Below are 22,846 nucleotides of genomic sequence, written 5' to 3'. Positions count from 1 at the left end.
GTTGCATGTTTGATAGCGGCGCAATTTATTGCGTGATAAATCGCGCCGCCAGAAAGGGTGCGCGCCCTGCCTTATGAATGCGCTGGGGCACTCTTCATATCCAGTTCATAAACCACACAGGGCTGGTCGTAATGCTGCTCAATACCGCGATAGCGCATACCCAGCCGCTGCATCACCCGATGGGATGCAAGGTTTTCCGGATGTGCCACCGCCACCAGATAATCCACGCCAATCTGCCCGGTAGCAAACTGCACAATCGCCGTGGCGGCTTCGGTGGCATACCCTTTCCCCTGACTGCTGCGCAACAGTCGCCAGCCAATTTCCAGCGGCGCCTGTTCCTGATGAGCCAGATGCTGCAGACAAGCCGCTCCGACGATGTCATCGCTGCTCTTCTCGCGCAGTGCCCACCAGGAAAAACCATAGCGCTGCCAGCGTTGCTGCACGCGCTCAATGGTCGCCAGCGTCTCGTCCTCGCTCTTCACCTGTCCCTCATTGATATAACGCATGATTTCCGGGTCATCATCCATCGCGCGCAAGCCGGCGAGGTGGCTTAGCGCAAAGGGTTCCAGTCGTAAACGTTCTGTTTCAATCACTGCCTGCATGATTCCCTCCCCGGGTTGTCCTGATCGCCACCGGTGGTGACGCGGCATTGAGCACATCATCACCTGTGTGCGCGTCCGTTGTCGGCCAATCTGCTGACATTAACGGACAACATTGCCAGCGTCATCACAATTTCCAATGACCGGTCAGCTTGTAACCTCATCAACCTCGTGACAATATCGCTACATGTATATACATGTATGTTTCGTGACATTTACCACTGACTAACAAGAAAAATCAATGACTAACCACCTTTAGCCGTTCCAGCGAGGAAACTATGTCCGCTCAGATACCTGCCGCAGAGTATTCAGGCGCAGAGAAACAGCGCCTGTCAGAAACACGTTCCATTGATTACATCCCGCTCAGCGAGCGTCATGGGCAGCCGTTCAGCCAGTTCACGTTGTGGTTTGGCGGCAATTTGCAGATTACCGCCATTGTTACCGGTGCGCTGGCGGTGGTACTGGGCGGCGATGTGGTGTGGTCGATTGTCGGTTTACTGGTGGGACAGATTGTCGGCGCAGCCATCATGTCGCTGCACGCGATCCAGGGCCCGCGACTTGGCCTGCCGCAGATGATCACCAGCCGTATGCAGTTTGGCGTGTTTGGCGCGGTGATCCCGCTGGTGCTGGTGTGCATTATGTATGTGGGCTTCTCGGCCAGCGGCACGGTACTGGCCGGCCAGGCGCTGGCGAAGCTGGTCAACGTCAGCAATGCAGCCGGCATGATCATCTTCAGCGCCATCATCATTGTGATTGCGGTGCTCGGCTATCGGGTGATTCATAAACTCGGCAAAGTGGCTAGCGTCATAGGCGTGCTGGCCTTTGTTTACCTGTTCATCACCCTGCTCTCCAGCCACGATTTAGCGGCCGTCTGGCAAAATCAGCACTTCAGCGTTGCCAGTTTTCTGCTGGCGGTATCGCTCTCCTCGTCATGGCAGATTGCGTTTTGCCCGTATGTGTCGGACTACTCGCGCTATCTGCCGGTGGATGTCTCCGCGAAAAAGCTGTTCAGTTCGGTGTTTTTTGGCACCGTGCTGGGCACGCAGGCATCAATGACGCTGGGCGTCATTGTGGCTGCAATTGCGGGTAAAGCGTTCTCCGGTAATGAAGTGGGCTATATCGTCGGGCTGGGCAGCAGCGCCACTATGGCGATGGTTATCTACTTCGCCATCTGCTTTGGCAAAATCACCTTCACCACGCTCAATGCCTACGGCAGCTTTATGTCGCTGACCACCATTGTCTCCGGTTTTCGCCAGCAAACCGCGATCAGCCGTGGCGGACGTATCCTGTTTGTGGTGCTGATGGTGACGCTCTCCTGCATCATTGCGCTGCTCAGCGAACCGGCGTTTCTCAAATCATTTACCCACTTCCTGCTGTTCCTGCTGGCCTTTTTTGTGCCGTGGAGCGCCATCAGCCTGACGGATTTTTATCTGATTACCAAAGGGAAAGTCGATGTGCCCGCGCTGTCGCAACCGGATGGCCGCTATGGTCGCTGGAACTGGGCCGGCATTATCATTTACTTCCTCGGAGTGCTGGTACAGCTGCCGTTCATTGATAACCCGCTGCATCATGGTTCCCTGACGTGGATTTTTGCCGGCAACGATGTGTCATGGATCATCGGCTGGTTTGTTACCGCGCTGCTGTGGCTGGCCGCACGTCGCTTTGATCGACGCGGGAAACTGGCCGACTCGGTTTACCCTCAGTGACGTTGTCACATATCAATGCTGCGGCGCGTGTTTTCGCGCCGCCCTCATCGGCAATATCCTGATAATGCCGTAAACGCTGCGGCACGCTACACTGCTGATCGCCCTTTCGAGAATGCAGGAGTCATGGATGCCAGCCTCAGCGCTTTCACTGTTCACCCCGGCCACGCAACAGTGGTTTCGCCGCACTTTCCCGGCGGCGACCCCCGTACAACAGGAAGCCTGGCGCGCCATCGCCAGCGGACAACACTGCCTGGTGATTGCTCCAACCGGCTCCGGCAAAACGCTGGCGGCATTTCTGCATGCGATCGACGCGCTGTTTCGCGAGCGTAGCCGCGACGAACCCGTAGCGCGCAGTCATAAGACGCGCATTCTGTATATTTCACCGGTTAAAGCGCTTGCGGCTGACGTGCAGCGTAACCTGGCGCTACCGCTGGCGGGCGTTGCCGCTCAGCGCGCGGAATTGGGTGAGGCGGATATCACGCTGGAGGTCGGCATGCGCTCCGGCGACACGCTCAGCGCCGAACGGGCAAAGCTGCAGCGCCGGCCACCGGACATCCTGATTACTACCCCGGAATCGCTTTTCCTGCTGCTGACGTCAAAAGCCCGCGAAACGCTGCGCGGCATCTCAACCGTGATTATTGACGAAGTGCACGCGGTGGCCGGAAGTAAACGCGGCGCCCATCTGGCGCTCAGCCTGGAACGGCTCGATGTATTGCTGGCGCAGCCTGCTCAGCGCATTGGCCTGTCGGCCACCGTGCGACCGCCAGAAGCGGTGGCGGCTTTCCTCGGTGGCGCAGGTATTGCGCGCATCGTCAACCCGCCGGCGCAGCGGCCGCTACAGCTGACAATTACCGTGCCGGTAGAGGACATGACGGACATCCAGCAGCGTCCCGATGCGCGCGCCGCGCAGGAGAGCAGCCTCGCCGCCGGTTCCATCTGGCCGCATATTGAAGCCGGCATTCTGGATGAGGTATTGCGCCATCGCGCGACTCTGGTGTTTACCAATTCGCGTGGGCTGGCGGAGAAACTCACCGCACGGCTCAACGAACTGTATGCGCGACGCGCCGCGCCGGAACAGGGCGTAACAGAGCCCGCCCTCGCCTATGGCTCTTTTAGCGGTGGAACCGAAAAACGCGCCACGCCTGCTGAAGCGTATATTGCCCGTTCGCATCATGGCTCGGTGTCGAAAGAGCAGCGGCTGGAGATTGAGAACGCCCTGAAAGCCGGCGAGCTGCGCTGCGTGGTGGCGACATCCAGTCTTGAACTGGGAATTGACATGGGTGATATCGATCTGGTGATTCAGGTCGGGGCACCGCCTTCGGTGGCCAGCGCGCTACAGCGTATTGGCCGGGCCGGCCACCAGGTCGGCGGTACGCCGAAAGGCATTATCTGGCCGCGCACGCGCCGCGATCTGGTTGATGCGGCCGTGACGGTGGACGCGATGCTGGCAGGCGAACTGGATGCTATCGCTTTGCCACACAATCCGCTCGATATTCTCGCCCAGCATACGGTGGCGGCGGCGGCCATGGACACCCTGTCAATCGAGGCGTGGTATCAACAGGTACGCCGTGCCGATCCGTTCAAAACGTTACCGCGTAACGCCTTCGATGCGGTGCTGGACATGCTGTCTGGCCGCTACCCTTCGGACGAGTTTGCTAACCTGCGCCCGCGCATCATCTGGGATCGACAACAGCAAACCTTAAGCGGTCGCCCGGGCGCGCAGCATCTGGCCGTCACCAGCGGTGGCACCATTCCGGATCGTGGGATGTTCAGCGTGATGCTGCCGGAGGGCGAAGAACAGTCTGGTGCGCGCCGGGTCGGCGAACTGGATGAGGAGATGGTGTATGAGTCGCGGATTAACGACATCATCACGCTTGGCGCCACCTCGTGGCGCATCCAGCAAATTACGCACGATCAGGTGGTAGTGGTGCCGGCACCCGGTCGCTCGGCGCGCCTGCCCTTCTGGCACGGCGACAGTCTCGGGCGTTCGGCGACACTCGGCGAAGCCATTGGCCGCTATTTGCGACATGCCGCCAGCGGGGTGTTGCCCGGCAGCGACAACCTTGACGCCAATGCCCGACACAACATTCGTGCGCTCATCGACGAACAGATTGCCGCCACAGGCCTGGTGCCTGACGATCGTAATTTGCTGATTGAGCGCTGTCGCGATGAAACCGGTGACTGGCGCGTGATTTTGCATTCCCCTTATGGTCAGCGCGTGCATGCGCCGTGGGCGCTGGCCATCGCTGAGCGGATTGGCCGCCAGATGGGGCTCGATCCGGCCGTGGTCGCCAGCGATGATGGGATTGTCGCGCGCTTCCCTGACAGCGAAGGCCGGGTGCCAGGCGCTGAACTGTTTTTGTTTGCGCCGGACGAACTCCAGCGACAGGTGACGGCTGCGGTGGGACATTCTGCGCTGTTTGCCGCCCGCTTCCGCGAATGCGCCGCGCGCGCCCTGCTGCTGCCGCGCCGCAACCCCGGTAAACGTTCTCCGCTGTGGCAGCAGCGGCTGCGCGCCGGGCAGCTGCTGGAGGTGGCGCGGCAGTTCGATGATTTCCCGATTTTGATCGAAACCGCGCGTGAATGTCTGCAGGACGTGTATGACCTGCCGGCGCTGCATCAGCTGATGGCGCGGATACAACAGGGCGAGGTTAAGCTGACTGAAGTTACCACCGATACGCCCTCGCCGTTTGCTGCGCCGCTGCTGTTTGGCTATGTCGCCGAATTCATGTATGCCAGCGATGCGCCGCAGGCGGAGCGGCGCGCCTCAATGCTGGCGCTCGACAGCGCGCTGCTGAGCGATCTGCTGGGCCAGGTTGAGATGCACGAGCTGCTGGCACCCGAGGTGGTGGCCCGCGTTGAGCAGGAGCTTCAGCGCACCGTCCCCGATTATCAGGCCAGCACTCAGGAAGCTGTGGTTGATCTGCTGCGCGAGCTGGGGCCGCTCACTGTGCCGGAAATCACGGTGCGCTACAACGGCGAGGCGGCGCTGATGCCGCTGCTAACCGCGCTGCAACAGGCGCAACGCATCATTCAGGTTACGATTGCGGCAGAGGCGCGCTGGGCTGTCGCCGAAGATGGCGTGCGGCTGCGCGACGCACTGGGCACGGCGCTGCCAGCTGATCTGCCCGCCGGGCTGCTCGCGCCGGTGGCCCGTCCGCTGCATGACTTACTTAATCGCTATCTGCGCACTCACGCTGTCGCCACCAGTCTGCAAATCGCCGCCCGCTTTGGTCTGGGCCGCGCCGTGGTCGACGACACGCTGGAAGAGCTGCGTCAGCAGCAACGCGTATTGAAAGGCGATTTCCTCTCGCCTGCAGTCGATGCGTCAACGCAGTGGGTAGCGGAAAGCGTATTTCGTCGTTTGCGCGTGCGATCGCTGCAGGCGGCGCGTGAGGCCACCCGACCGGTCGAAGCGCCGGCGTACGTGGCTTTTCTGCTTGAGCGTCAGGGATTACTGAGCGACGTCGCGGCATCTGCGGCACAGGGCGCCTTTGCCGGTATCAACGGCGTGGCGCGGGTGATTGAACAACTGGCTGGCGTGGCGCTGCCGGTTTCGCTGTGGGAAAGCCAGATTTTGCCGGCGCGGGTGCGTGACTATCAGCCTGCGATGCTGGATGAGCTGCTCTCTTCCGGTGAAGTCATCTGGAGTGGTCAGCGGGCACCTGGCACGCAGGACGGACTGGTCTCCCTGCACCTGAGCGAGTTTGCCAGTGAAACGTTACCGGTGCCTGATGAGGGTAATAATGTGACATTGTCACCTTTGCAGCACGCGATTCTGGCGCAGTTACAGGACGGCGGCGGCTGGTTCGCCCGCGAGATGCTGCCGCGCGTGATGGCGCAGCCTGAACAATCTGTCGATCCCGGCGAAGTATTTGCCGCGATGTGGGAGTTGGTATGGCGCGGCTATCTGACCATGGATACCTGGGCCGCGCTGCGCCAGCTCAGCACCACCAGCCACACGCCGCGTCCACGCACGGCCCGCCCTGCGCGCAGTCGCCACAGTCGGGCCAGTTTCGCAGCCAGCCGCAGTGCTGCTGCGCAGCCCTCGCTCAACAGCATGGCCGGACGCTGGTCGCTGATTATGCGGCAGCCGCTGGCCGATACCGAACGCGCCCTGGCGCTGACTGAAAATATGCTCGACCGCTTTGGCGTGATCACGCGCGGTGCCGCCGTGGCAGAGCAGATTCCCGGCGGCTTTCCGGCGTTGCAGCCGCTCTTGCGCGGTATGGAGGATGCCGGACGGCTGCTGCGCGGCCGCTTTGTTGCCGGCATGGGCGGCGCGCAGTTTGCTGAAAATCCGGCCATCGACCGGCTGCGCCAGCTCGGCAGCGCGCAGGCCACGCACCCGCCGGTGGCGCTGACGGTGCTGGATCCCGCCAATCCCTTTGGCGTGCAGCTGGCGTGGCCGCTCAGCGTCGGTGGCGTGCGGCCTACCCGCCGCAGCGGCGCACTGGTGGTGATTGGCAATGGGCGCGTTATGCTGTGGCTGCCGCCGGGTGGTAAAGAGCTGTTAACTTTTGGCGACATTAGTGAGGAGCAACGCCAGGCCGCGATCGTGGCGCTGGGCCAGGCCTTACGCCGGGAGAAGACCCACAGCTTCATTCTCGAACGGGTGGACGATCAGCCGGCCAGCCAGTCATCGCTGCTACCGGCCCTGAAAGCCATCGGCTTTTCCCGCGTGCCGAAAGGTTACAGCTGGTATGGCTAAGCCTGCAGGCGGTAACGATGCTGCTGCAGGCGTTCGGCCTGACGCGGCGTCGCCACCGGCCAGCTAAGTTGCGGAAACAGGTATAGCCGGATGCTGAACAGATGAAACAGCGGCAGCAACAGCGCCTCGTCACGCTGCGCCAGCTGTTCCAGCTGCATCAGCAGCACATCGAGCTCCTCCTGCAAATCCTCATGCGGTGGCGTCTGCAGCGACTTCAGCCTGCGCTTAAGAAACAGTCCCAGCTCGTGAAACATCTGCCCGCTGTCCAGCTGATAACGGCTCAGCAGCGCCTGATGGCGCGCGTAGTAGTCAAAGCTATTGACCCCCAGCCACACCTCGGTCAGCAGCATTCCCGCCGGCGCCATATCGGACTGCGGATCAAGGTGCAGGCGTGGCAGCACCACGTTGACCTTATCCAGCATCAGGCCAATAAAACGCTGGCGTCCCAGCAGTGATGAGCCGTTGCGCTCAATCTCCTTGATAAAACGCAGCAGTTCACGCAGGCCGTGACGCACGGCGCGGCGCGCGGTCCACGATGGCCGCTTATTGCGCATCAGCGCGGTCAGGATCACCGCAAACAGCACGCCGGCCATTGAAGCAATCGCGTTATTCACCAGCAGCACCAGATCGGGTTTCAGATGATGTCCGAGGCCGATAAAGCCGGGGATCTGAATCGCCACGCTCAGACCGATCATGTTGCTGGCCGGTCGCGCAATCATCAGCCCGAGCAGCAGCAAACCCGGAGCCAGGCAGAGGATCAGCGCCTCGAACGAGGTTGCCTGCGGCAGCAGCAGCGCGACATAAATCACGCTGATAAAGATCGCCACGATCACCCCACGAATAAACAGCTTCATTGAGGTCAGCGGCGTATCGAGGCTGGCGAAGAAGGAACTGAGAATCGCGGCCATCACTGGCGCTGATGCCCCGTCGCGCCAGCCGGTCGCCATCCACAACAGACAGGAGCCAAAGGTGGCGCAAAATGCCGTCAGCGCCGACAGCCGAATCAGCCCTTTGTCGAAAAAGCGATGCGTGCGTTTGCCGCGCGCCAGCGTGGTGTCGCCTGACAGATCGCTGACCAGCCCGCCCACGCTCTGGTAAGCCCCGGCGATACGCACAAAATCCACCAGCCGCTCCAGCAGACCGGTAAACAGCAGACAGTGTTCGGTAGACAATTCGCCGTTGCGCCACGCAGTATTCAGCCGATCCTGACAAAGGCTCAGTTCCAGCTGAATGCCAATGACATCGCCCACCGCTTCACCGTCATTCAGCCACAGCAGGAACTGCTGCAGGGTATGCTCAACCCAGGCAGGAAAGGCAATCTGGCGCGCCGCCAGCCGCTCCAGCCGCATCTCAATCGCCGTCAGCGTGGGGATTAAATATGAAAGATGCTGATACTGCGTGCTGACCAGGCGAATCAGACGCCGGGCCGCGTCGCCCTCGTACACGCAATGGGTAATCAGGATCTCGACCTGCTGCGGATTAGTGGCCATGCGGGTCAGGATTTCGTCGCGTTCTGGCGATCGGTCAGCGGAAATGCCAGAGAGTAAATCGCGGCACAGCTTGCGCCCGTTGAGATACCACTGGCTGACGCTCTGCTCCAGCAGACTGCGCATCGAGACCGGAAACAACAGCGCGTGCACCAGGCTACTACAGACAATGCCCAGGGTAATTTCTTCAATGCGCGACAGCACGGTGCTGGTGATACCGAGCGGCGTCGTCACTTCCGGGAAACCCATAATCGCGGCGCTGTAGCCCGCCAGCATAAAAACATAGCTTTTCGGCGTGCGGTCGTGCAGCGACAGATAGAGACACAGGCTCACCCACAGTGAGATACACAGGCTGAACAGCAGCGGATGCGCCACGGTGAGCGGAAAGATAAAAAAGATGAAGACGCCACCGAGCAGCGTGCCGAGCAGGCGGAACAGCGATTTGGAGATGGTGGAGGCCGAATAAAGCTGCGATGCCACAAACACCGTGGTCAGCGCCCAGGCGGGACGATCAACATTCAGTTCAAGAGCCAGATATAATGCCAGAAAGGCGGCCAGACAGGTTTTTACAGCAAAAAAAACGGCGTTTTTCGAAAACCACTGCATGTCACGGAGACCAGAAGGCGCTAAGTGCGGCGTATCCTGCCAGAATCTGGCGGGCGCTCATCCCGATAACTACGACAAATTGTTTCGTAATCGAAAACGGTGTTCATACGCGCCTGACAGCAGGCACAGAATGCTTTAAGGAAACTAATCGAACGCAGCGATCGGCGGGTCGCCGGCGGGATATCTGCGCTGTCACTGCCGCAGAAAGCAGCAATCTGCCTTCAGCGGCAGAAATGTGTCGCAGATCACACTTTGCTGCCGGACGATGCTATCCATAAAATAATTTCGCACAATAAGGCGCAGTTTCCTGCGCCCGATCATTTTAATAGCTGACGATGGTCACCCAGTTCGCGTCCCGGCCGGCTGGCGCCTCGCCGACCCGCTGCAACGCCCCGCTGCGCGCCTCAATCGCGTAGCTGCCAATAACCGCACTCTTCTCACCGCTCACCACCAGCCAGCGACCATTGGGGCTGATCGCCATGCCGCGCGGCTGTTTCTCCACCGGCCAGCTGCCAATCAGCGTCAGTTTGCCATCCTGCTGGTTAACACGATAACCGCTCACGGTACTGCTGGTGCGCTCGCTGACATACAGAAAACGCCCGTCCGGCGTCAGCTGGATATCCGCTGACCAGATGCGCGGCGTGCTGTCGCTGTAACCCGGCGGCCGTTCACGCCCATGTTGCAGATGATACTGCGCCGCCACCGCGTTGGGCGTTTCCGCCACTTTCACCAGCTCGCCGCTGGTTTCGCGCCGGAACTGGGTAATGATGCCGCCCATTTCACCAATGTTGTACAGATAGCGATTATCCGGCGACAACACCGAGTGGCGCGGACCGTTATCGGCGGCGGTTGCTACCTCCCCCTTGCCGAGGGCGCTCAACGTGCCGTTTGCGCCCAGCCGGAGCTGCAGCACGCGATCGGTGCCAAGATTACCCACATAAGCGTGACGACCGCTGGCATCGACAATCACCGAATGCGCCGCATGACCGGTTTTATAGCTGCCGACCGGCGGCGTAGCGATGGTGCCGCTGGCCGTCAGACGATAAACCTGCACCACGTCGCCATCATAAGAGGCCCCCAGCAGAAAGCGTCCCTGACGGTCAGTGCTGATGTAGGGGTAACTGGCCGCAGCCGGCACGGTGCGCCGGTTGTTCAGCTCGCCGCTCTGCGAGTCAATCTGCCAGCTCGCCAGCTGCAGCGGTTTACTGCGAATCGCCGCGTACAGCGTTTTGTGATCCGCACTGAGCGCCATCGGCATCACTTTGCCCCCGGCCTCAGTGTGGCCAAGCAGCTGCAAAGCGCCGCTGCGTGCGTCCAGCGTATAGCGCGCGATGGTGCCGTCGTCGGCGGCGGATACGTAAACAAAGGTCTGCGCCAGCAGTGGCGCGCTCACCGTCATTGCCGCCAGCAGCGTAACGGTGCGCAGGCTGTTTATCATGGTGTTCTCCTTGATGAGGGGTAATCAGACCCGGTTATACGCAGTAAAGCACGCGCCTGTTATGTGAGATTGCCCGACCTCACCTGGGCACTTCTCCAGCAAGCCAGGCTAATCAGGCAATTAGCGCGCCGGCGAACCTGATGTTTTGTCCGGGTTTGTGCGCGGGCTCACCTGGCGTGGCCGCGATGTGATGCAGGATTTTGCGGTGATGATTCTGGCTACGGCGGGTATACCACACAACTGGCTGAACACCTGACAGCGCGTCAGGTGTTCAACCGTGTCACAGGTTTTAACCTGCCGATTGCGCGACAGGTGCACAGCTTACTGCAACTTCACGCCTTTGGTTTCTGGCGCTAACCAGACCACCACCATCGCGGCAAGAAAGGCGATCACCGTGGTGGCCAGCCCGGCGGTGAATCCTCCAACGCTGGCCACAAAGCCAATCAGCAGCGGAGCGATAAAGCCGCCCAGGCGCCCGCCGTTATACGCCAGCCCCATTAAAAAGCCGCGTGACTGCGTGTCGCCAATGATCTCGGCAAGGAAAGGACCGGAGCCGGCAAAAATACCGTTTACGCCAAACCCTGCCATGAAGATGGCGACCATCAGAATCAGCGGCTGAGTGGTCGCCAGATACATACCGACCGCTACCGCACCGATAAACAGGTAGAGCAGAAACATCGGCCTGCGCCCCCACTTATCGGCCAGCAGTGAGAACACCAGGAAGCCAGCAATGGCACCGGTTTGCAGGGCCAGCACAAATTTCAGGCTGTGAAGAAAATCAAGATGCTTAACTTCACGAAGATAGGTTGGCGTCCAGGTGAATACGCCCCAGAACAGGTACTGAATGAAAAAGATAAAGGTAAATGCCAGCAGCAATCCTTTGAGGTTGATTTTGCCGGTGCCTGCCGTTTTGCTCTGGCGGTGAGCGCGTTCCTGCTGGCGCGCCAGCCAGACGGGTGATTCAGGCGTGATATAAGCAATAACCATCATGATAAACACCGGCAGTGCGCCAATCATGAAAAGGTAGCGCCAGCCGCCGTTTTCCAGCCCGCCGGTCAGGGCCGTCACCAGCGCCGTCAGGCCAATCGCCAGAATCGCCCCCACCGGTAACCCCATCTGCATCAGCGCGCCACCACGTGCACGACGTTCCGGACGCCATGTTTCGGCGATCAGTGCCGCTCCTGACGTCCACATGCCGCCCATACCCAGCGCACCGCAGAATCGCAGCGCAGCAAACGCCTGAGGATTGTGGGAGAACGCCAGCAGTCCGGAGAAGAGTGAATAGATGGCGATACAGATGAAGGCCGTTCTGACGCGTCCAATCTTATCGGCAACCAGCCCAAACAGAATGCCACCAATAATCTGCCCGCCTGCCGTGGTGCTGATAAACACGCCAAGTTCCGTTTTGCTGACATCAAATACCACGCCCAGTACCGGTAGTAACAGCGAGAGCAAAAACGAGTCATAGCTTTCAAACGTCCACCCTAACCCGCCCAGCGCCAGCGTCCTTTTTTCTGCCGATGTATACGAGATCGCTGCAGCGGACTCATCCTGCGCCAGGGGAGGCGCTTCACGCAGTCTTGATTTGATATTCATCCATATTCTCCAGGGAGGATAAGCGATAGCGTGCAGCCGCGGTGCGCCAGAACAGCTGTTCTCTTTCGGTCGGCGAAGCGTGATCAGCCAGCCTTTTACAGGCATTCCAGAATACGCCGTAGCTGAACATCCCTTTGTCGACCGGGAAGTTGCTGGCAAACATACAGCGCCCGACGCCAAATGCGTCAACCAGGGTTTCAAACTGCGGCCGCCAGGCCTGCGAAAGCGTCAGGGAGTCCGGTGGCATGGCATGCTGGGCGAAGGAGTAGCCCATGACGGTCATGCCGAAACCGCTGATTTTGATGCTCACGTTTGGCAACGCCGCCAGCGCAATGATGGCCTTTTTCCATTCCTGGAAGGTGGCATCCCGTTTGTCGGCATACGGCCCGCTACCGATCGGCCCGCCGCAATGGTCCACAATAATGTGCAGATCGGGTAGCGCCCGTGCCAGCTCAGCGATTTCATCGAGTTGGGTGTGATAAACCCAGACATCCAGCGACAGTCCCTTGCGGGCCAGGCATGCGGCACCGCGCCGGAATGCGGCACTGGCCGCCAGACCGGCGGGCGGCGTCGCGGGACTGGATACCACGCGCGGGTCATCGTGCCAGGCCAGCGGATTACGCATCCCGCGTAACCGTCCCCCTGAACGTTCCGTCATGCTTTCAATCACCGGCAGCAGGTCATCGCCAGCCAACAGGCTGGCACCGCCGACAATCGCTTCACAGCCTGCCGCCGCGCCGTAATGGCCGCTGTTAAACATTGCCGCGACGCCGCTGGCAAACTCCACCTCACCGACGGGTTTGAAGGCCTCCGGTCCGTTACGGCGCAGCATTGAACGGCATTGAATGTAGACGGTGGAGAGTATCCGGTGGCCGGACGTTTCGATATCGTGGCTGAATTCAGGCGCCAGATAACGCCCTGACTGGCGGTCCCATAAGTGATGATGCGCATCGACCATCGGCAGGTCGGGCATCAAAGCGGGTTCATGATGCAGTGCCAGCCAGTGCTCTCTGACTGGCAGATGCGGTGCGTTAACGATCTCCATAGTATCCCCTCTTAACTGCCTGATTTAAATCAGGTCTGAAACGCTGCTGGCATACCTCATCGCCAAAGCCATGAGTTGCACCAGATAAAACAAAGTTTTACATAGTAAATTGACTATAGATTTACCGCATAACCGATAGCCAGCAAAAAGGGGATGTTAATGATGTAAGTAAGATGTTAATCACAAATGTCCTGCTACACCGTCAGGTTTCAATCTTTGGCAGCAGCGTCAACCTCAATGTGTGTCGCCTCGACCTGACGAACAAGACTACGCCTCTCGGGTTTTAAGCGCTTTCAGGCGCGCCGGAAGCGCCCGCTCTGTCGCTTTGCGATGATAAGGCGAAAGCTTACGCCAGCTTTGGGTTTCCCCACGGGTGCGTCCGCATCCTTCGCACCAGCCGGTTTTCGTATCAAACACACAGAGATCGATGCACGGCGATTTTGCGGCCATATCCAGCCTCCTGGGATTTGGATGTCAATGTCGGGGTAATCAGTTGCAGGCGACCCGAAAGCGCCGTAAAGTGAGTTATATACTATACCCCAGTATAGAGCATGATCAATCGGAGGCAGTAATGGCCCATACCCTGAGAAATCAGAAAAGCTTACTCACCCGCATTCGACGTATAAAAGGTCAGGCGGCGTCGCTGGAAACCGCCGTCGAATCGGGTGAGGAGTGCCTCAAGGTACTGCAGCAGGTCGCGGCAGTGCGCGGCGCTATTAATGGCCTGATGAGCGAATTGCTTGAAGGCCATATACGCGAACATTTGATGAACGCAGAGGCTACGCCGCAGGCGCGAAGTGAGGATCTGGAAGAGATCGTGGCGGTCATTCGTTCTTACCTGAAATAGAACCTCAGGCACGCAGCCGGCTTAATGATAATTATCGTGAATAACGATGCTCTGGCTAATCTCAAAATACGCGTTAACCGCCTTTATGGTGGTACTGATCTCAGAAGCCGCGAAACGCAGCGATCGTCTGGGTGGCCTGCTCGCCGCTTTACCGCTGGTCACCCTGCTGGTGCTTGTCTGGATGAAAATAGAAGGACAAACGCAGGAAAAGATTGCCGCTCACGCATGGTATACGTTCTGGTATGTGGTGCCGACACTGCCGATGTTTATCCTGTTTCCGTTTTTTTACCAGCGCGTCGGCTTCTGGCTCACGCTACTGCTCTCCTGCGTGATTACCGTGGTGCTGTTCGCCCTCTGGGCGCTGTTGCTGAAGCGGTTTGGTATCATTCTGATGTAGGCGCAAGCCGCATCAATCATCCATTCCCTGCCCGGTCATTGGCTACACTTGCTGTTTTACCCGCGCAGAAACAAGGAAATGCTATGACTCAACACGCTTCACTCAATCACGCCTGGCTGCTGGCGTCACGCCCGGACGGCGAGCCGGTGAAAGAGAACTTCCGCTTTGTCGAACAACCGCTGCCGCAGGTGCAGGCGGGACAGATGCTGCTGCGCACCCACTATCTGTCGCTCGACCCGTATATGCGTGGCCGCATGGATGACAGCAAATCCTACGCGCCGCCGGCGCAACTCGACCAGCCGATGGTCGGCGGCACCGTATGCCAGGTGGCGGAATCGCAGCATCCGGACTTCAGCGCCGGCGACTGGGTGCTGGCGGCCAGCGGCTGGCAGAACTATGCCCTGTCCGATGGCACTGGCGTGACTAAAATCGGTCATCTACCCCATCCGTCCTGGGCGCTGGGTATTCTGGGTATGCCGGGCTTTACCGCCTACATGGGCCTGATGGATATCGGTCAGCCCAAAGCCGGTGAAACGCTGGTTGTCGCCGCCGCCACCGGACCGGTGGGTGCCACGGTCGGTCAGCTCGGTAAGCTGAATGGCTGCCGCGTCGTCGGCGTGGCCGGCGGTGAGGAGAAGTGCCGCTACGCGATTGACACCCTCGGTTTTTCCGCCTGTATCGATCATCATCGTGACGATTTCGCAGAACAGCTGGCGGCCGCCTGCCCGGACGGTATCGACATCTATTTTGAAAACGTCGGCGGCAAAGTATTCGATGCCGTCTTCCCGCTGCTCAACACCGCCGCGCGCGTGCCGGTGTGTGGCCTGGTGTCGGGCTACAGCAGTCGCGAACTGCCACCCGGCCCCGATCGCACGCCGCTGATCATGGGCGGGATTCTGAAACGCCGCATCCGTATGCAGGGCTTCATCATCTTCCAGGATTATGGCGATCGCTATCCGGAATTCCTGCAGGCGATGACGCCGCTGGTCGAGCAACAAAAAGTGTTGTACCGCGAACACATGGTAGAAGGGCTGGAGCATGCGCCGCAGGCGTTTATTGACATGCTGAAAGGCAAAAACTTCGGCAAAACCGTGGTGAAAGTGGCGTAGCCAGCGGTTCTCTCCCCGACTGTAAATCCGGCCTTAGTGTGCAAGCACTAAGGCTTTTTTGCGCTTTGCTTAACCGCTATTGAGATATAAGCCCTCCGCGTGCGCATGCGATGATGCCCTCCTCTATCCTCTTCTACCGGAGAAGTCATTATGTCGCTGACCTTAGCCGACTCCGCGGCGCTGCCGCGTAAAGTCAATACGCAACAGGCGGAAGCACCGGTGCCATTACCGGCTGGCGCCGCGCATATCATTCGCGACGATGCGGAAGCTATCGCCGTAGCCCATCAGCTGGCGGCCAGCTTCGCGCGCGAGGCGGCACTGCGCGATCGAGAGGGCATTCTGCCCCTCAAAGAGCTGGATGCGTTCTCGCAAAGCGGCCTGTGGGCAATGGCCATCCCCAAAGCCTGGGGCGGAGCGGGCGTGTCGTGGACCACCGTGGCCAGGGTGATCGCCATCATTTCAGCTGCCGATCCGGCGCTCGGTCAGCTGCCGCAAAACCATCTGGCCGGTGTGGCCCATCTGCTGGAAGACGGTAGCGAAGCACAAAAACAGGTACTGCTGAGCGAGGTACTGGCCGGGCTGCGCTGGGGCAATGCCTTCTCGGAGAAGCATGGCCGCACGGTCGCCGATTTTCAGACGCGCTTTCGGCGTGACGGTGATGAGGTGGTGATTAACGGGGAAAAATTTTATGCCACTGGCGCGCTGCTGGCGCATCGAATCCATGCCGTGGCGCTGGACGAGCAGGACCGGGCGCATCTGATTGTGCTCGATCGCGACACGCCAGGCATCAGCGTCATTAATAACTGGTCGGCCTTTGGTCAGCGCACGACGGCCTCCGGTACCGTACTGCTGGAGAATGTCCGCGCCCCGCTGTCGCGCGTTATTCCAACCTGGCAGGCGTTTGAGCGGCCAACCGCTGCCGGGCCGATTTCACAGATCATTCAGGCGGCGGTGGATGTCGGTATTGCGCGCGGCACCATTGAAGACACCCTGCAATTTGTTCGCGAACGCTCGCGGCCGTGGATTGACAGTGGCCAGGCGCGCGCTGCCGATGACCACTTCACGCTGGCGGCAGTCGGTGATTTGAAAATCCGCCTGCACGCTGCCGAAGCGCTGCTGTGGCAGGCCGGTGCAGCGATTGACGCCGCGCTGACGCAGCCCGATGAGACCAGCGTGGCACGCGCGACCGTGGCCACCGCCGAGGCCAAAGTGCTGACGACGGAGATCGCTCTGCTTGCCGGTAACAAACTGTTTGAGCTGGCTGGCACCCGCGCCACGCTGCAGGAGTTTAATCTGGACCGCCACTGGCGCAACGCGCGCACCCATACGCTGCACGATCCGGTGCGCTGGAAGTATTACCACGTGGGTAATTATTATCTCAACGGCACGCCGCCGCCGCGCCATGCGTGGAGCTAAGGGCGGCGGAAGCGCGTTGCCGGATGGTCAGCTGCCAGGCGCGGCTGACCCGTGAGACGTTCACGCAAGGTTAACGGCTGTGCTGGCTGAGGACGCACCCGCCCGCGCTGGCGCAGCACCGGCATGACCCAGGCAATGAAATCGTTGAAGCTGCCCGGGCTAATAGCCCAGCCCAGATTAAAGCCGTCCACGCCCGATTCTGCCGCAAACTGATCCAGCCGATCGGCAATGGTTTCGCCGCCGCCCACCAGCAACGGATGCAGACCACCGATACCGATGTAGCGTGCTGCCTCACGCAGCGTCCAGCGTTTTTGATCGTCAATTCGCGTCAGGCTGGCCAGCGCCGAACGGCAGGCGTCGGTTTCGCGAAAGGCCAGCGGCATGTCCGGATCCTCCTGCGACCAGTCGATACCGGTCCACGCCGAGAAGAGCGCCAGCGCAGCCTCTTCACTGATGTATTGCTGATAATCCTCAAGTTTGGCCCGGGCGGCGGCATCATCTTCGGCCGTGATCACCGTGATGGCTGTGACAAAACGCAGCGACGCCGGATCGCGCCCTTCTGCCACGGCCAGCTGACGAATGCGCTGAATATCGCTGGCAATCGCCTGCGCGGTGACGCCACCGAGGAAAATGACTTCTGCGTTACGGGCAGCAAACTGCGCACCGCGTGCCGAAGTGCCAGCCTGAAACAGCATCGGGGTGCGCTGTGGGCTGGGCTCACTGAGATGTGCATCCGGCACCTGATACCAGCGACCATAATGCTGAATAGCGTGCACTTTTTGCGGATCGCTATACAGGCTGTTGGCTTTATCACGGCTAACCGCATCTTCCTCCCATGAGCCTTCCCAAAGCTTCGCGGTCACATCCAGAAACTCCTGTGCGCGATCGTAACGCTCATCATGCGGCAGCTGCCGGATCAAACCCAGATTGCGCGCCGCGGAATCAAGCATGGAAGTCACCACGTTCCAGGCGATACGCCCGCGGGTGAGATGATCAAGCGTCGTGAACTTGCGCGCCAGCAAATAAGGATGTTCGTAGGTGGCAGAGACCGTAATACCGAAACCGAGGTGCTGCGTGACGGCTGCCATGGCTGAGACCAGCAGCAGCGGATCGTTCACCGGCATCTGAGCGGCCAGGCGCAACGCCGCGTCCGGCTTGCCCTGCCATACATCCAATTGTCCCAGCGCATCAGCAATAAACAGCGCATCAAAACCTGCGGTATCAAGCTGCCGCGCGAGGGTCGTCCAGTAATCCAGCTCGGTATAGCGATGCGCCTGATCCTGGGGATGTCGCCACAATCCGGCAGAGAGATGACCAGGGACATTCATCATGAACGCAAACAGCAAAAACGGTGAAGGCATCCGTTACCCTCCTCAGACAGGGCGACGCGCACGCAGCGCACCCACGGCCAGTACCACAAAGATCAGTACGCCGGTTGCCACCTGCTGCCAGTAAAAGTTCCAGCCGACCAGCAACAGTCCGTTGGCGATGAAACTCAGCAGCACGACACCCAGCAGTGTACCCGGTACATTCGGGCGGCGCGAAGGCGCGAAGGTCGCGCCAATAAAGCTGGCACCGATGGCATTCAGCAGATAGGCATTGCCCGATAACGGTACCCAGGCTTTGACATTGGCGGCGAGAATTAACCCGACGATGCCGGCGACCAGTGCACTGAATATGAATGCCAGCGCGGTGAGACGTTTGACCGCCACGCCAGAATGATGCGCTACGCTGAGCTGTTCACCCATCATGCGCAGTGCGCGACCGCTGGCGCTGCGGTGCAACAGTTGATACAGCACCAGCGCCACGCCCAGCAACAGCCAGAGCGGTAGTGGAACGCCAAGTAGCGTGCCGTGACCAATAGCGGTAAAACCCGCCGGCAGCGTCTGGCTTAGCAGATAGACCGGCTGCCCACCGTTGGACGACAGTTGCTGTACGCTCTGACCAATAAACAGCGTGCCAAGCGTGGCGAGAAACGGCTCAACGCCGAGTTGTGTCACCAGAAAAGCGTTGAACACGCCTACCAGCAGTGCCGCCGTCAGCGCACCCAACAGCGCCAGCGGCAGCGCGACCTGATGCAGTACCAGCGTCACCAGCACCAGGCAGGCGACATCAATCGCCGTACCGACGGACAGATCGATCGCGCCGATACGCGTGACCAGCGTCATGGCCAGCGCCACAATCGCCAGCGGTGCGACATTATTCAGCAGCACGCTACGAATGTTGGCGACAGTGGCAAACGCGGGCGCGGCGATGATGAAAAACAGCAGCAGCGCAACAAAGGTCAGCACCATCAGGCTGCGCAACAGCCCCGGCACTTTTTTACCGCTCAGGCTCAGTTCAGACATGAGATGCCCTCCCCGCCTGACGGCGCCGCAGTAGCGCGGTCAGCGCCACAACCAGCAGGATGAGCACACCCTCGACGCCGTTAATCCAGTAACTTGAGACGTTAACCAACTGAAAGCCGTTGGCTATCAGACTCAGAAACAGCGCGCTGATCAGTGCACCGCCCAGGGTCGGCACCAGGCGACGCGAAAACACCACGCCGAGCAGCGCGGCGGCAATCACCATCAGCAGATTGTCGTTAGCGCCCGGCGAACTGCCGCTGAGCAGCGCCACCGAGGCAATGGCTGCCAGTGCAGCGCTGAAGCCGCACAGCACATAACTCAGACTTTGATAGCGCGCCACGCTAATGCCCGCCGCGTTGGCGGCCTGCGGATGGCTACCCACCGCCTGCAGGCGCAGGCCAAACGCGGTGAAACGACTGAGCCCGAGTGCACTCAACGCCAGCAGCAGAAATCCCCAGCCGAGCCAGGAAACGCCCAGCGGTCCGCTGGCTATCAGCAGGTTTTGCAGCGCGCTGCTGGCGGAAATCGACGCGTTTCCGCTCAGCACCATCTCCAGTCCCATGGCGATGTTCATGCTGGTCAGCGTCGCCAGCAGGGGCAAAATACCAAGCCAGACAATCGCCAGGGCATTGAATATCCCCACGGCGATGCCGGTGAGCAGCGTGAGCAGCAGCGCATAAGTGACAGAGTGTTGCTCAGCGATCTGCGCCGCGAATACCGCGGCACACAACCCCATATTAGCGGCAATGGATAAATCAATGCCGCCGCTAATCCCCTGAACACCGCCACCGCTTAGCACCAGCGTCAGACCCAGCGCCAGCGTTCCCACCACCGCCGTTTGCTGCAATACATTACCGAGGTTGATCACGCTGAGGAAAATAGGCGACAGCCAGGCAAATACCGCCAGCACCAGTACAATAATCAGCAGCGCGACGTGCTGCAGCCACGGCTGCCCCTGCGGTTTGCCTGCCGCCGTTACCACCGCCGGTTGGCTCAGTTCACTCATAGGATTTGCTCCGTCAATGCGCCCGTGCCGGAAGCCAGGGACAGAATCTCCTGGTGACTGGTGTGCCGGGCGGACAGCGTGGCGACCTGCTCGCCGCGCGCCAGCACAATAATGCGGTCGGCGAGCGTTTGCAGTTCCAGCAGATCGGTGGAAAACAGGATAATCACCGCACCGGCGGCCGCCAGCTGCTGCAGGGTTTGATAAATGGCGGCCTTGGCGGCAATGTCGACGCCAACCGTGGGCTCATCCAGCAGATAGAGCGTGGCGTGGGTGTTGAGCCATTTCGCCAGTACCGCTTTTTGCTGATTTCCGCCGGACAGCTGACGCAGCGGTGCCAGCTGGCCCGGTGTGCGGATCGCCAGCTGGCGGATGTTGTCCGCCACTAGCGCGGTCTCGGCGGTTGCGGAGACGCCGCCCCAGCGCAGCAGGCGCTGCACGGTCGTCAGGGTGATGTTGTCGCGCAGGCTCACATCGAGCGCGATGCCGTTGGCGCGGCGATCTTCCGGCACCAGCGCGATGCCACGTTTCACCGCGGCATGTGGCGAAGCCGGTACGCCGTGCGTCTCACCTACGCGCAGCGTCCCGCTCACGCCACGTTCCAGACCAAACAGTGCGCTGATTAACGCCTTCCCTCCGGAGCCCAGCAGGCCGGTAATGCCAACGATCTCGCCACGTCGTGCGCTGAAACAAACATTGTGAAAGCGACCCGGCGCGCTCAGGGCGTCTACGGTCAGCACCGGCTCGCCGTCAGGTGGCAGACCGCGCGGTGCAATCGCCTGCTGCGTCTCACCGATCATGGCATTAATCAGCGCATGCGGAGAAAGGGCGTCGCCGGTAAAATGCGCGACGTCTTTACCATCGCGCAGCACCGTAACCCGCTGGCACAGTGCCTGGATTTCATCGAGATAGTGAGAAACGTAGATCAGTGCGATCCCCTGCTGACGCATACGTTCAATAACGCGAAACAGCGCCTGCACCTCGTGGCGCGCCAGCGCGGCGGTCGGTTCATCCAGTACCACCACGCGCGGCGCGCGCTGTAATACGCGACAGATCTGCACCAGTTGCTGTTCCGCCACACTTAACCCGGCGATCAGCGCATCGGGATCGATCTGCAGATCGAAGTGCTGTTGCAGTAGCTGCCGCGCCTGCTGCCGCATACGCCGGCGATCGATAAACGGTGTGCTGCCAATCCGTGGCTCATTACCGAGCAGCAGCGCTTCCGCCACCGTCAGCGTGCCTGGCAATAGCCGCTCCTGATGAACAATGGCGATGCCCTGCTGTTGTGCCTGAGCCGGACTGGTCAACACCAGTGGCCGGCCTTCCAGCGTCACGCTGCCCTCATCGGCAGCGTGGATGCCGCCCAGCACTTTGATCAGCGTCGATTTTCCGGCTCCGTTATGCCCAATCAGCCCATGCACTTCGCCGGCGTGGACATCAAGCGATACCGCCTGCAGCGCGGGAATGCCGTCAAAGGCTTTACTGATCTGGCGCAGTTGCAGTCGCACTGTCTTATTTATCATCGCTCTGGCCCAGCGTTTGCTGCGCCTGCGCCGCATTCTCTTTGGTGACCAGAATGGCCGGAACATAGGTGGCAGGCGGAAGTGAACGATCGCCGGCAAGGTATTTCGCCACATTTTGTACCGCAGTCTGTCCGATCAGATAGGGTTGCTGCGCCACCACCGCCGCCGCGCTGGATTTCGGATCTTTCACCAGCGAGACCACGTCCGGGCTGCCGTCCACGGCGTAAGTTTTGATTTCACTGCGACCGGCAGCATCAACCGCCTGAGTGGCACCAATCTGCGGTACGTCCCATGCCGCCCAGATAGCCTGTACTGACCCTTGCGGATACTTGTTAAGTAGCTGACTAATCTGCGCATAGGCATCCTGCACGGTATTGGGAATGACGTCGCGCAGTTCGGGCTGAATGATTTTAATTTTCGGATACCATTTCAGCACGGCTTTTAACTGGTCATAGCGCATCGCCACCACCGGCACGCCATAAAAACCATTAAACACCAGAATATTGCCTTCGCCGCGCAGATCATTGACCAGTTTTAATGCCAGCTGCTCGCCAATATAAAAGTTATCGGAGGTCGTGACGTTAATACTGGATGGGCTGGCGGTATCCACGGTAAATAAGGGAATGCCGGCGTCGCGAATTTTTTTCAGCCAGGGTTCCAGCACTGAGGCGGTGCCCAGCGTTTCAATAATGGCATCCGGTTTTTGTGCAATCAGCGTTTGAATTTGCGCGATCTGCTGTGACTCTTTGCGTCCGCCATCCAGCGCGATAGGCGTGCCACCCAGCCGCTTTACTCCATCAATTTGTCCCTGATAGGCTTTCAGATCCCAGTAGTGATCGGTACCGGCCACGGTAATACCGATACGTTTACCGGCCAGTGAGGGAATGGATGCATCAGCGGCGCGAGCGTGCAGCGACAAGCCGGCGAGCAGCGATGCAGAGGCCAGTAATAGTCCGGCCAGGCGGTGTTTATGCATTGTTTATATCCCTGGAAAAGGTTCAGCTAAATAAGGTGA

At 60.0% G+C, this 22,846-nt stretch carries 17 protein-coding genes; 6 read left to right on the top strand and 11 right to left on the bottom strand.

The features are described from left to right. Positions 1 to 71: 71 nt before the first annotated feature. Positions 72 to 602 (bottom strand): GNAT family N-acetyltransferase, encoded by a 531-nt coding sequence (locus C1N84_RS09380; protein WP_058769804.1) that lies wholly within the window; start codon positions 600 to 602, stop codon positions 72 to 74. Between the two features lie 275 nt (positions 603 to 877). Here C1N84_RS09380 and C1N84_RS09375 point away from each other — a divergent pair, with 275 nt between their 5' ends. Then, entirely contained in the window at positions 878 to 2,305 is a 1,428-nt protein-coding gene (locus C1N84_RS09375; protein WP_264443541.1) for a purine-cytosine permease family protein, read from the top strand. A 127-nt stretch (positions 2,306 to 2,432) separates the two neighbouring features. Further along, positions 2,433 to 7,016 (top strand): ATP-dependent helicase, encoded by a 4,584-nt coding sequence (locus tag C1N84_RS09370; RefSeq protein ID WP_394541836.1) that lies wholly within the window; start codon positions 2,433 to 2,435, stop codon positions 7,014 to 7,016. On the opposite strand, the gene C1N84_RS09365 is transcribed toward C1N84_RS09370, so the two are convergent. From C1N84_RS09365 to C1N84_RS09345, 5 genes are all read right to left on the bottom strand, one after another. Continuing rightward, positions 7,013 to 9,109, bottom strand: a complete 2,097-nt coding sequence (locus C1N84_RS09365; RefSeq protein WP_264443537.1) for an FUSC family protein — start codon at positions 9,107 to 9,109, stop codon at positions 7,013 to 7,015. The genes C1N84_RS09370 and C1N84_RS09365 overlap by 4 nt on opposite strands. 322 nt (positions 9,110 to 9,431) lie before the next feature. After that, entirely contained in the window at positions 9,432 to 10,547 is a 1,116-nt protein-coding gene (locus C1N84_RS09360; RefSeq protein ID WP_264443535.1) for a lactonase family protein, read from the bottom strand. Between the two features lie 321 nt (positions 10,548 to 10,868). Next, positions 10,869 to 12,143, bottom strand: coding sequence for an MFS transporter (locus tag C1N84_RS09355; RefSeq protein WP_264443532.1), 1,275 nt, complete (start codon positions 12,141 to 12,143; stop codon positions 10,869 to 10,871). Beyond that, positions 12,118 to 13,188: an amidohydrolase family protein gene (locus tag C1N84_RS09350; protein ID WP_264443530.1), complete on the bottom strand. Its 1,071-nt coding sequence runs from the start codon at positions 13,186 to 13,188 to the stop codon at positions 12,118 to 12,120. Before C1N84_RS09350 ends, C1N84_RS09355 begins: the two co-directional genes overlap by 26 nt. A 267-nt stretch (positions 13,189 to 13,455) precedes the next feature. Next, positions 13,456 to 13,638, bottom strand: a complete 183-nt coding sequence (locus C1N84_RS09345) for a DUF1289 domain-containing protein (RefSeq protein ID WP_021506023.1) — start codon at positions 13,636 to 13,638, stop codon at positions 13,456 to 13,458. A gap of 121 nt (positions 13,639 to 13,759) precedes the next feature. Between C1N84_RS09345 and C1N84_RS09340 the strand changes: the two genes are divergently transcribed. The 4 genes from C1N84_RS09340 (at position 13,760) to C1N84_RS09325 (ending at position 16,957) form a co-directional block, all read left to right on the top strand. Continuing rightward, positions 13,760 to 14,035 (top strand): metal/formaldehyde-sensitive transcriptional repressor, encoded by a 276-nt coding sequence (locus C1N84_RS09340; protein ID WP_058769814.1) that lies wholly within the window; start codon positions 13,760 to 13,762, stop codon positions 14,033 to 14,035. 46 nt (positions 14,036 to 14,081) lie between these two features. Next, the gene (locus C1N84_RS09335) at positions 14,082 to 14,432 is read left to right on the top strand and encodes a DUF3147 family protein (protein ID WP_264443528.1); all 351 of its coding nucleotides are present in this window, start codon (positions 14,082 to 14,084) and stop codon (positions 14,430 to 14,432) included. 83 nt (positions 14,433 to 14,515) lie between these two features. After that, the gene (locus tag C1N84_RS09330; RefSeq protein WP_264443526.1) at positions 14,516 to 15,541 is read left to right on the top strand and encodes an NADP-dependent oxidoreductase; all 1,026 of its coding nucleotides are present in this window, start codon (positions 14,516 to 14,518) and stop codon (positions 15,539 to 15,541) included. 150 nt (positions 15,542 to 15,691) lie between these two features. After that, positions 15,692 to 16,957 carry an SfnB family sulfur acquisition oxidoreductase gene (locus C1N84_RS09325; protein WP_058758572.1) on the top strand — a complete coding sequence of 422 codons (1,266 nt, stop codon included), beginning with the start codon at positions 15,692 to 15,694 and terminating at the stop codon, positions 16,955 to 16,957. Here the strand turns inward: C1N84_RS09325 and C1N84_RS09320 are convergent. The 5 genes from C1N84_RS09320 to C1N84_RS09300 are packed head-to-tail and all read right to left on the bottom strand — an operon-like array spanning position 16,954 to position 22,807. Further along, positions 16,954 to 18,318, bottom strand: coding sequence for an LLM class flavin-dependent oxidoreductase (locus C1N84_RS09320; RefSeq protein ID WP_394541835.1), 1,365 nt, complete (start codon positions 18,316 to 18,318; stop codon positions 16,954 to 16,956). The two genes, C1N84_RS09325 and C1N84_RS09320, sit on opposite strands and share 4 nt — an antisense overlap. Before the next feature lie 12 nt (positions 18,319 to 18,330). Further along, positions 18,331 to 19,305: an ABC transporter permease gene (locus C1N84_RS09315; RefSeq protein WP_264443519.1), complete on the bottom strand. Its 975-nt coding sequence runs from the start codon at positions 19,303 to 19,305 to the stop codon at positions 18,331 to 18,333. Next, entirely contained in the window at positions 19,298 to 20,311 is a 1,014-nt protein-coding gene (locus C1N84_RS09310; protein ID WP_058758574.1) for an ABC transporter permease, read from the bottom strand. The genes C1N84_RS09315 and C1N84_RS09310 overlap by 8 nt, the downstream gene beginning before the upstream one ends. Beyond that, on the bottom strand, positions 20,308 to 21,816 hold the full coding sequence (locus C1N84_RS09305; protein ID WP_394541834.1) for a sugar ABC transporter ATP-binding protein: 1,509 nt from the start codon (positions 21,814 to 21,816) through the stop codon (positions 20,308 to 20,310). The genes C1N84_RS09310 and C1N84_RS09305 overlap by 4 nt, the downstream gene beginning before the upstream one ends. Before the next feature lie 4 nt (positions 21,817 to 21,820). Next, positions 21,821 to 22,807, bottom strand: a complete 987-nt coding sequence (locus tag C1N84_RS09300; RefSeq protein WP_264443513.1) for a sugar ABC transporter substrate-binding protein — start codon at positions 22,805 to 22,807, stop codon at positions 21,821 to 21,823. Positions 22,808 to 22,846: the final 39 nt, after the last annotated feature.

It is taken from the genome of Pantoea sp. SGAir0418 (assembly GCF_043529865.1).
Note: the sequence above shows the minus strand (reverse complement) of the source record. Positions and strands in the feature narration are given on the sequence as shown.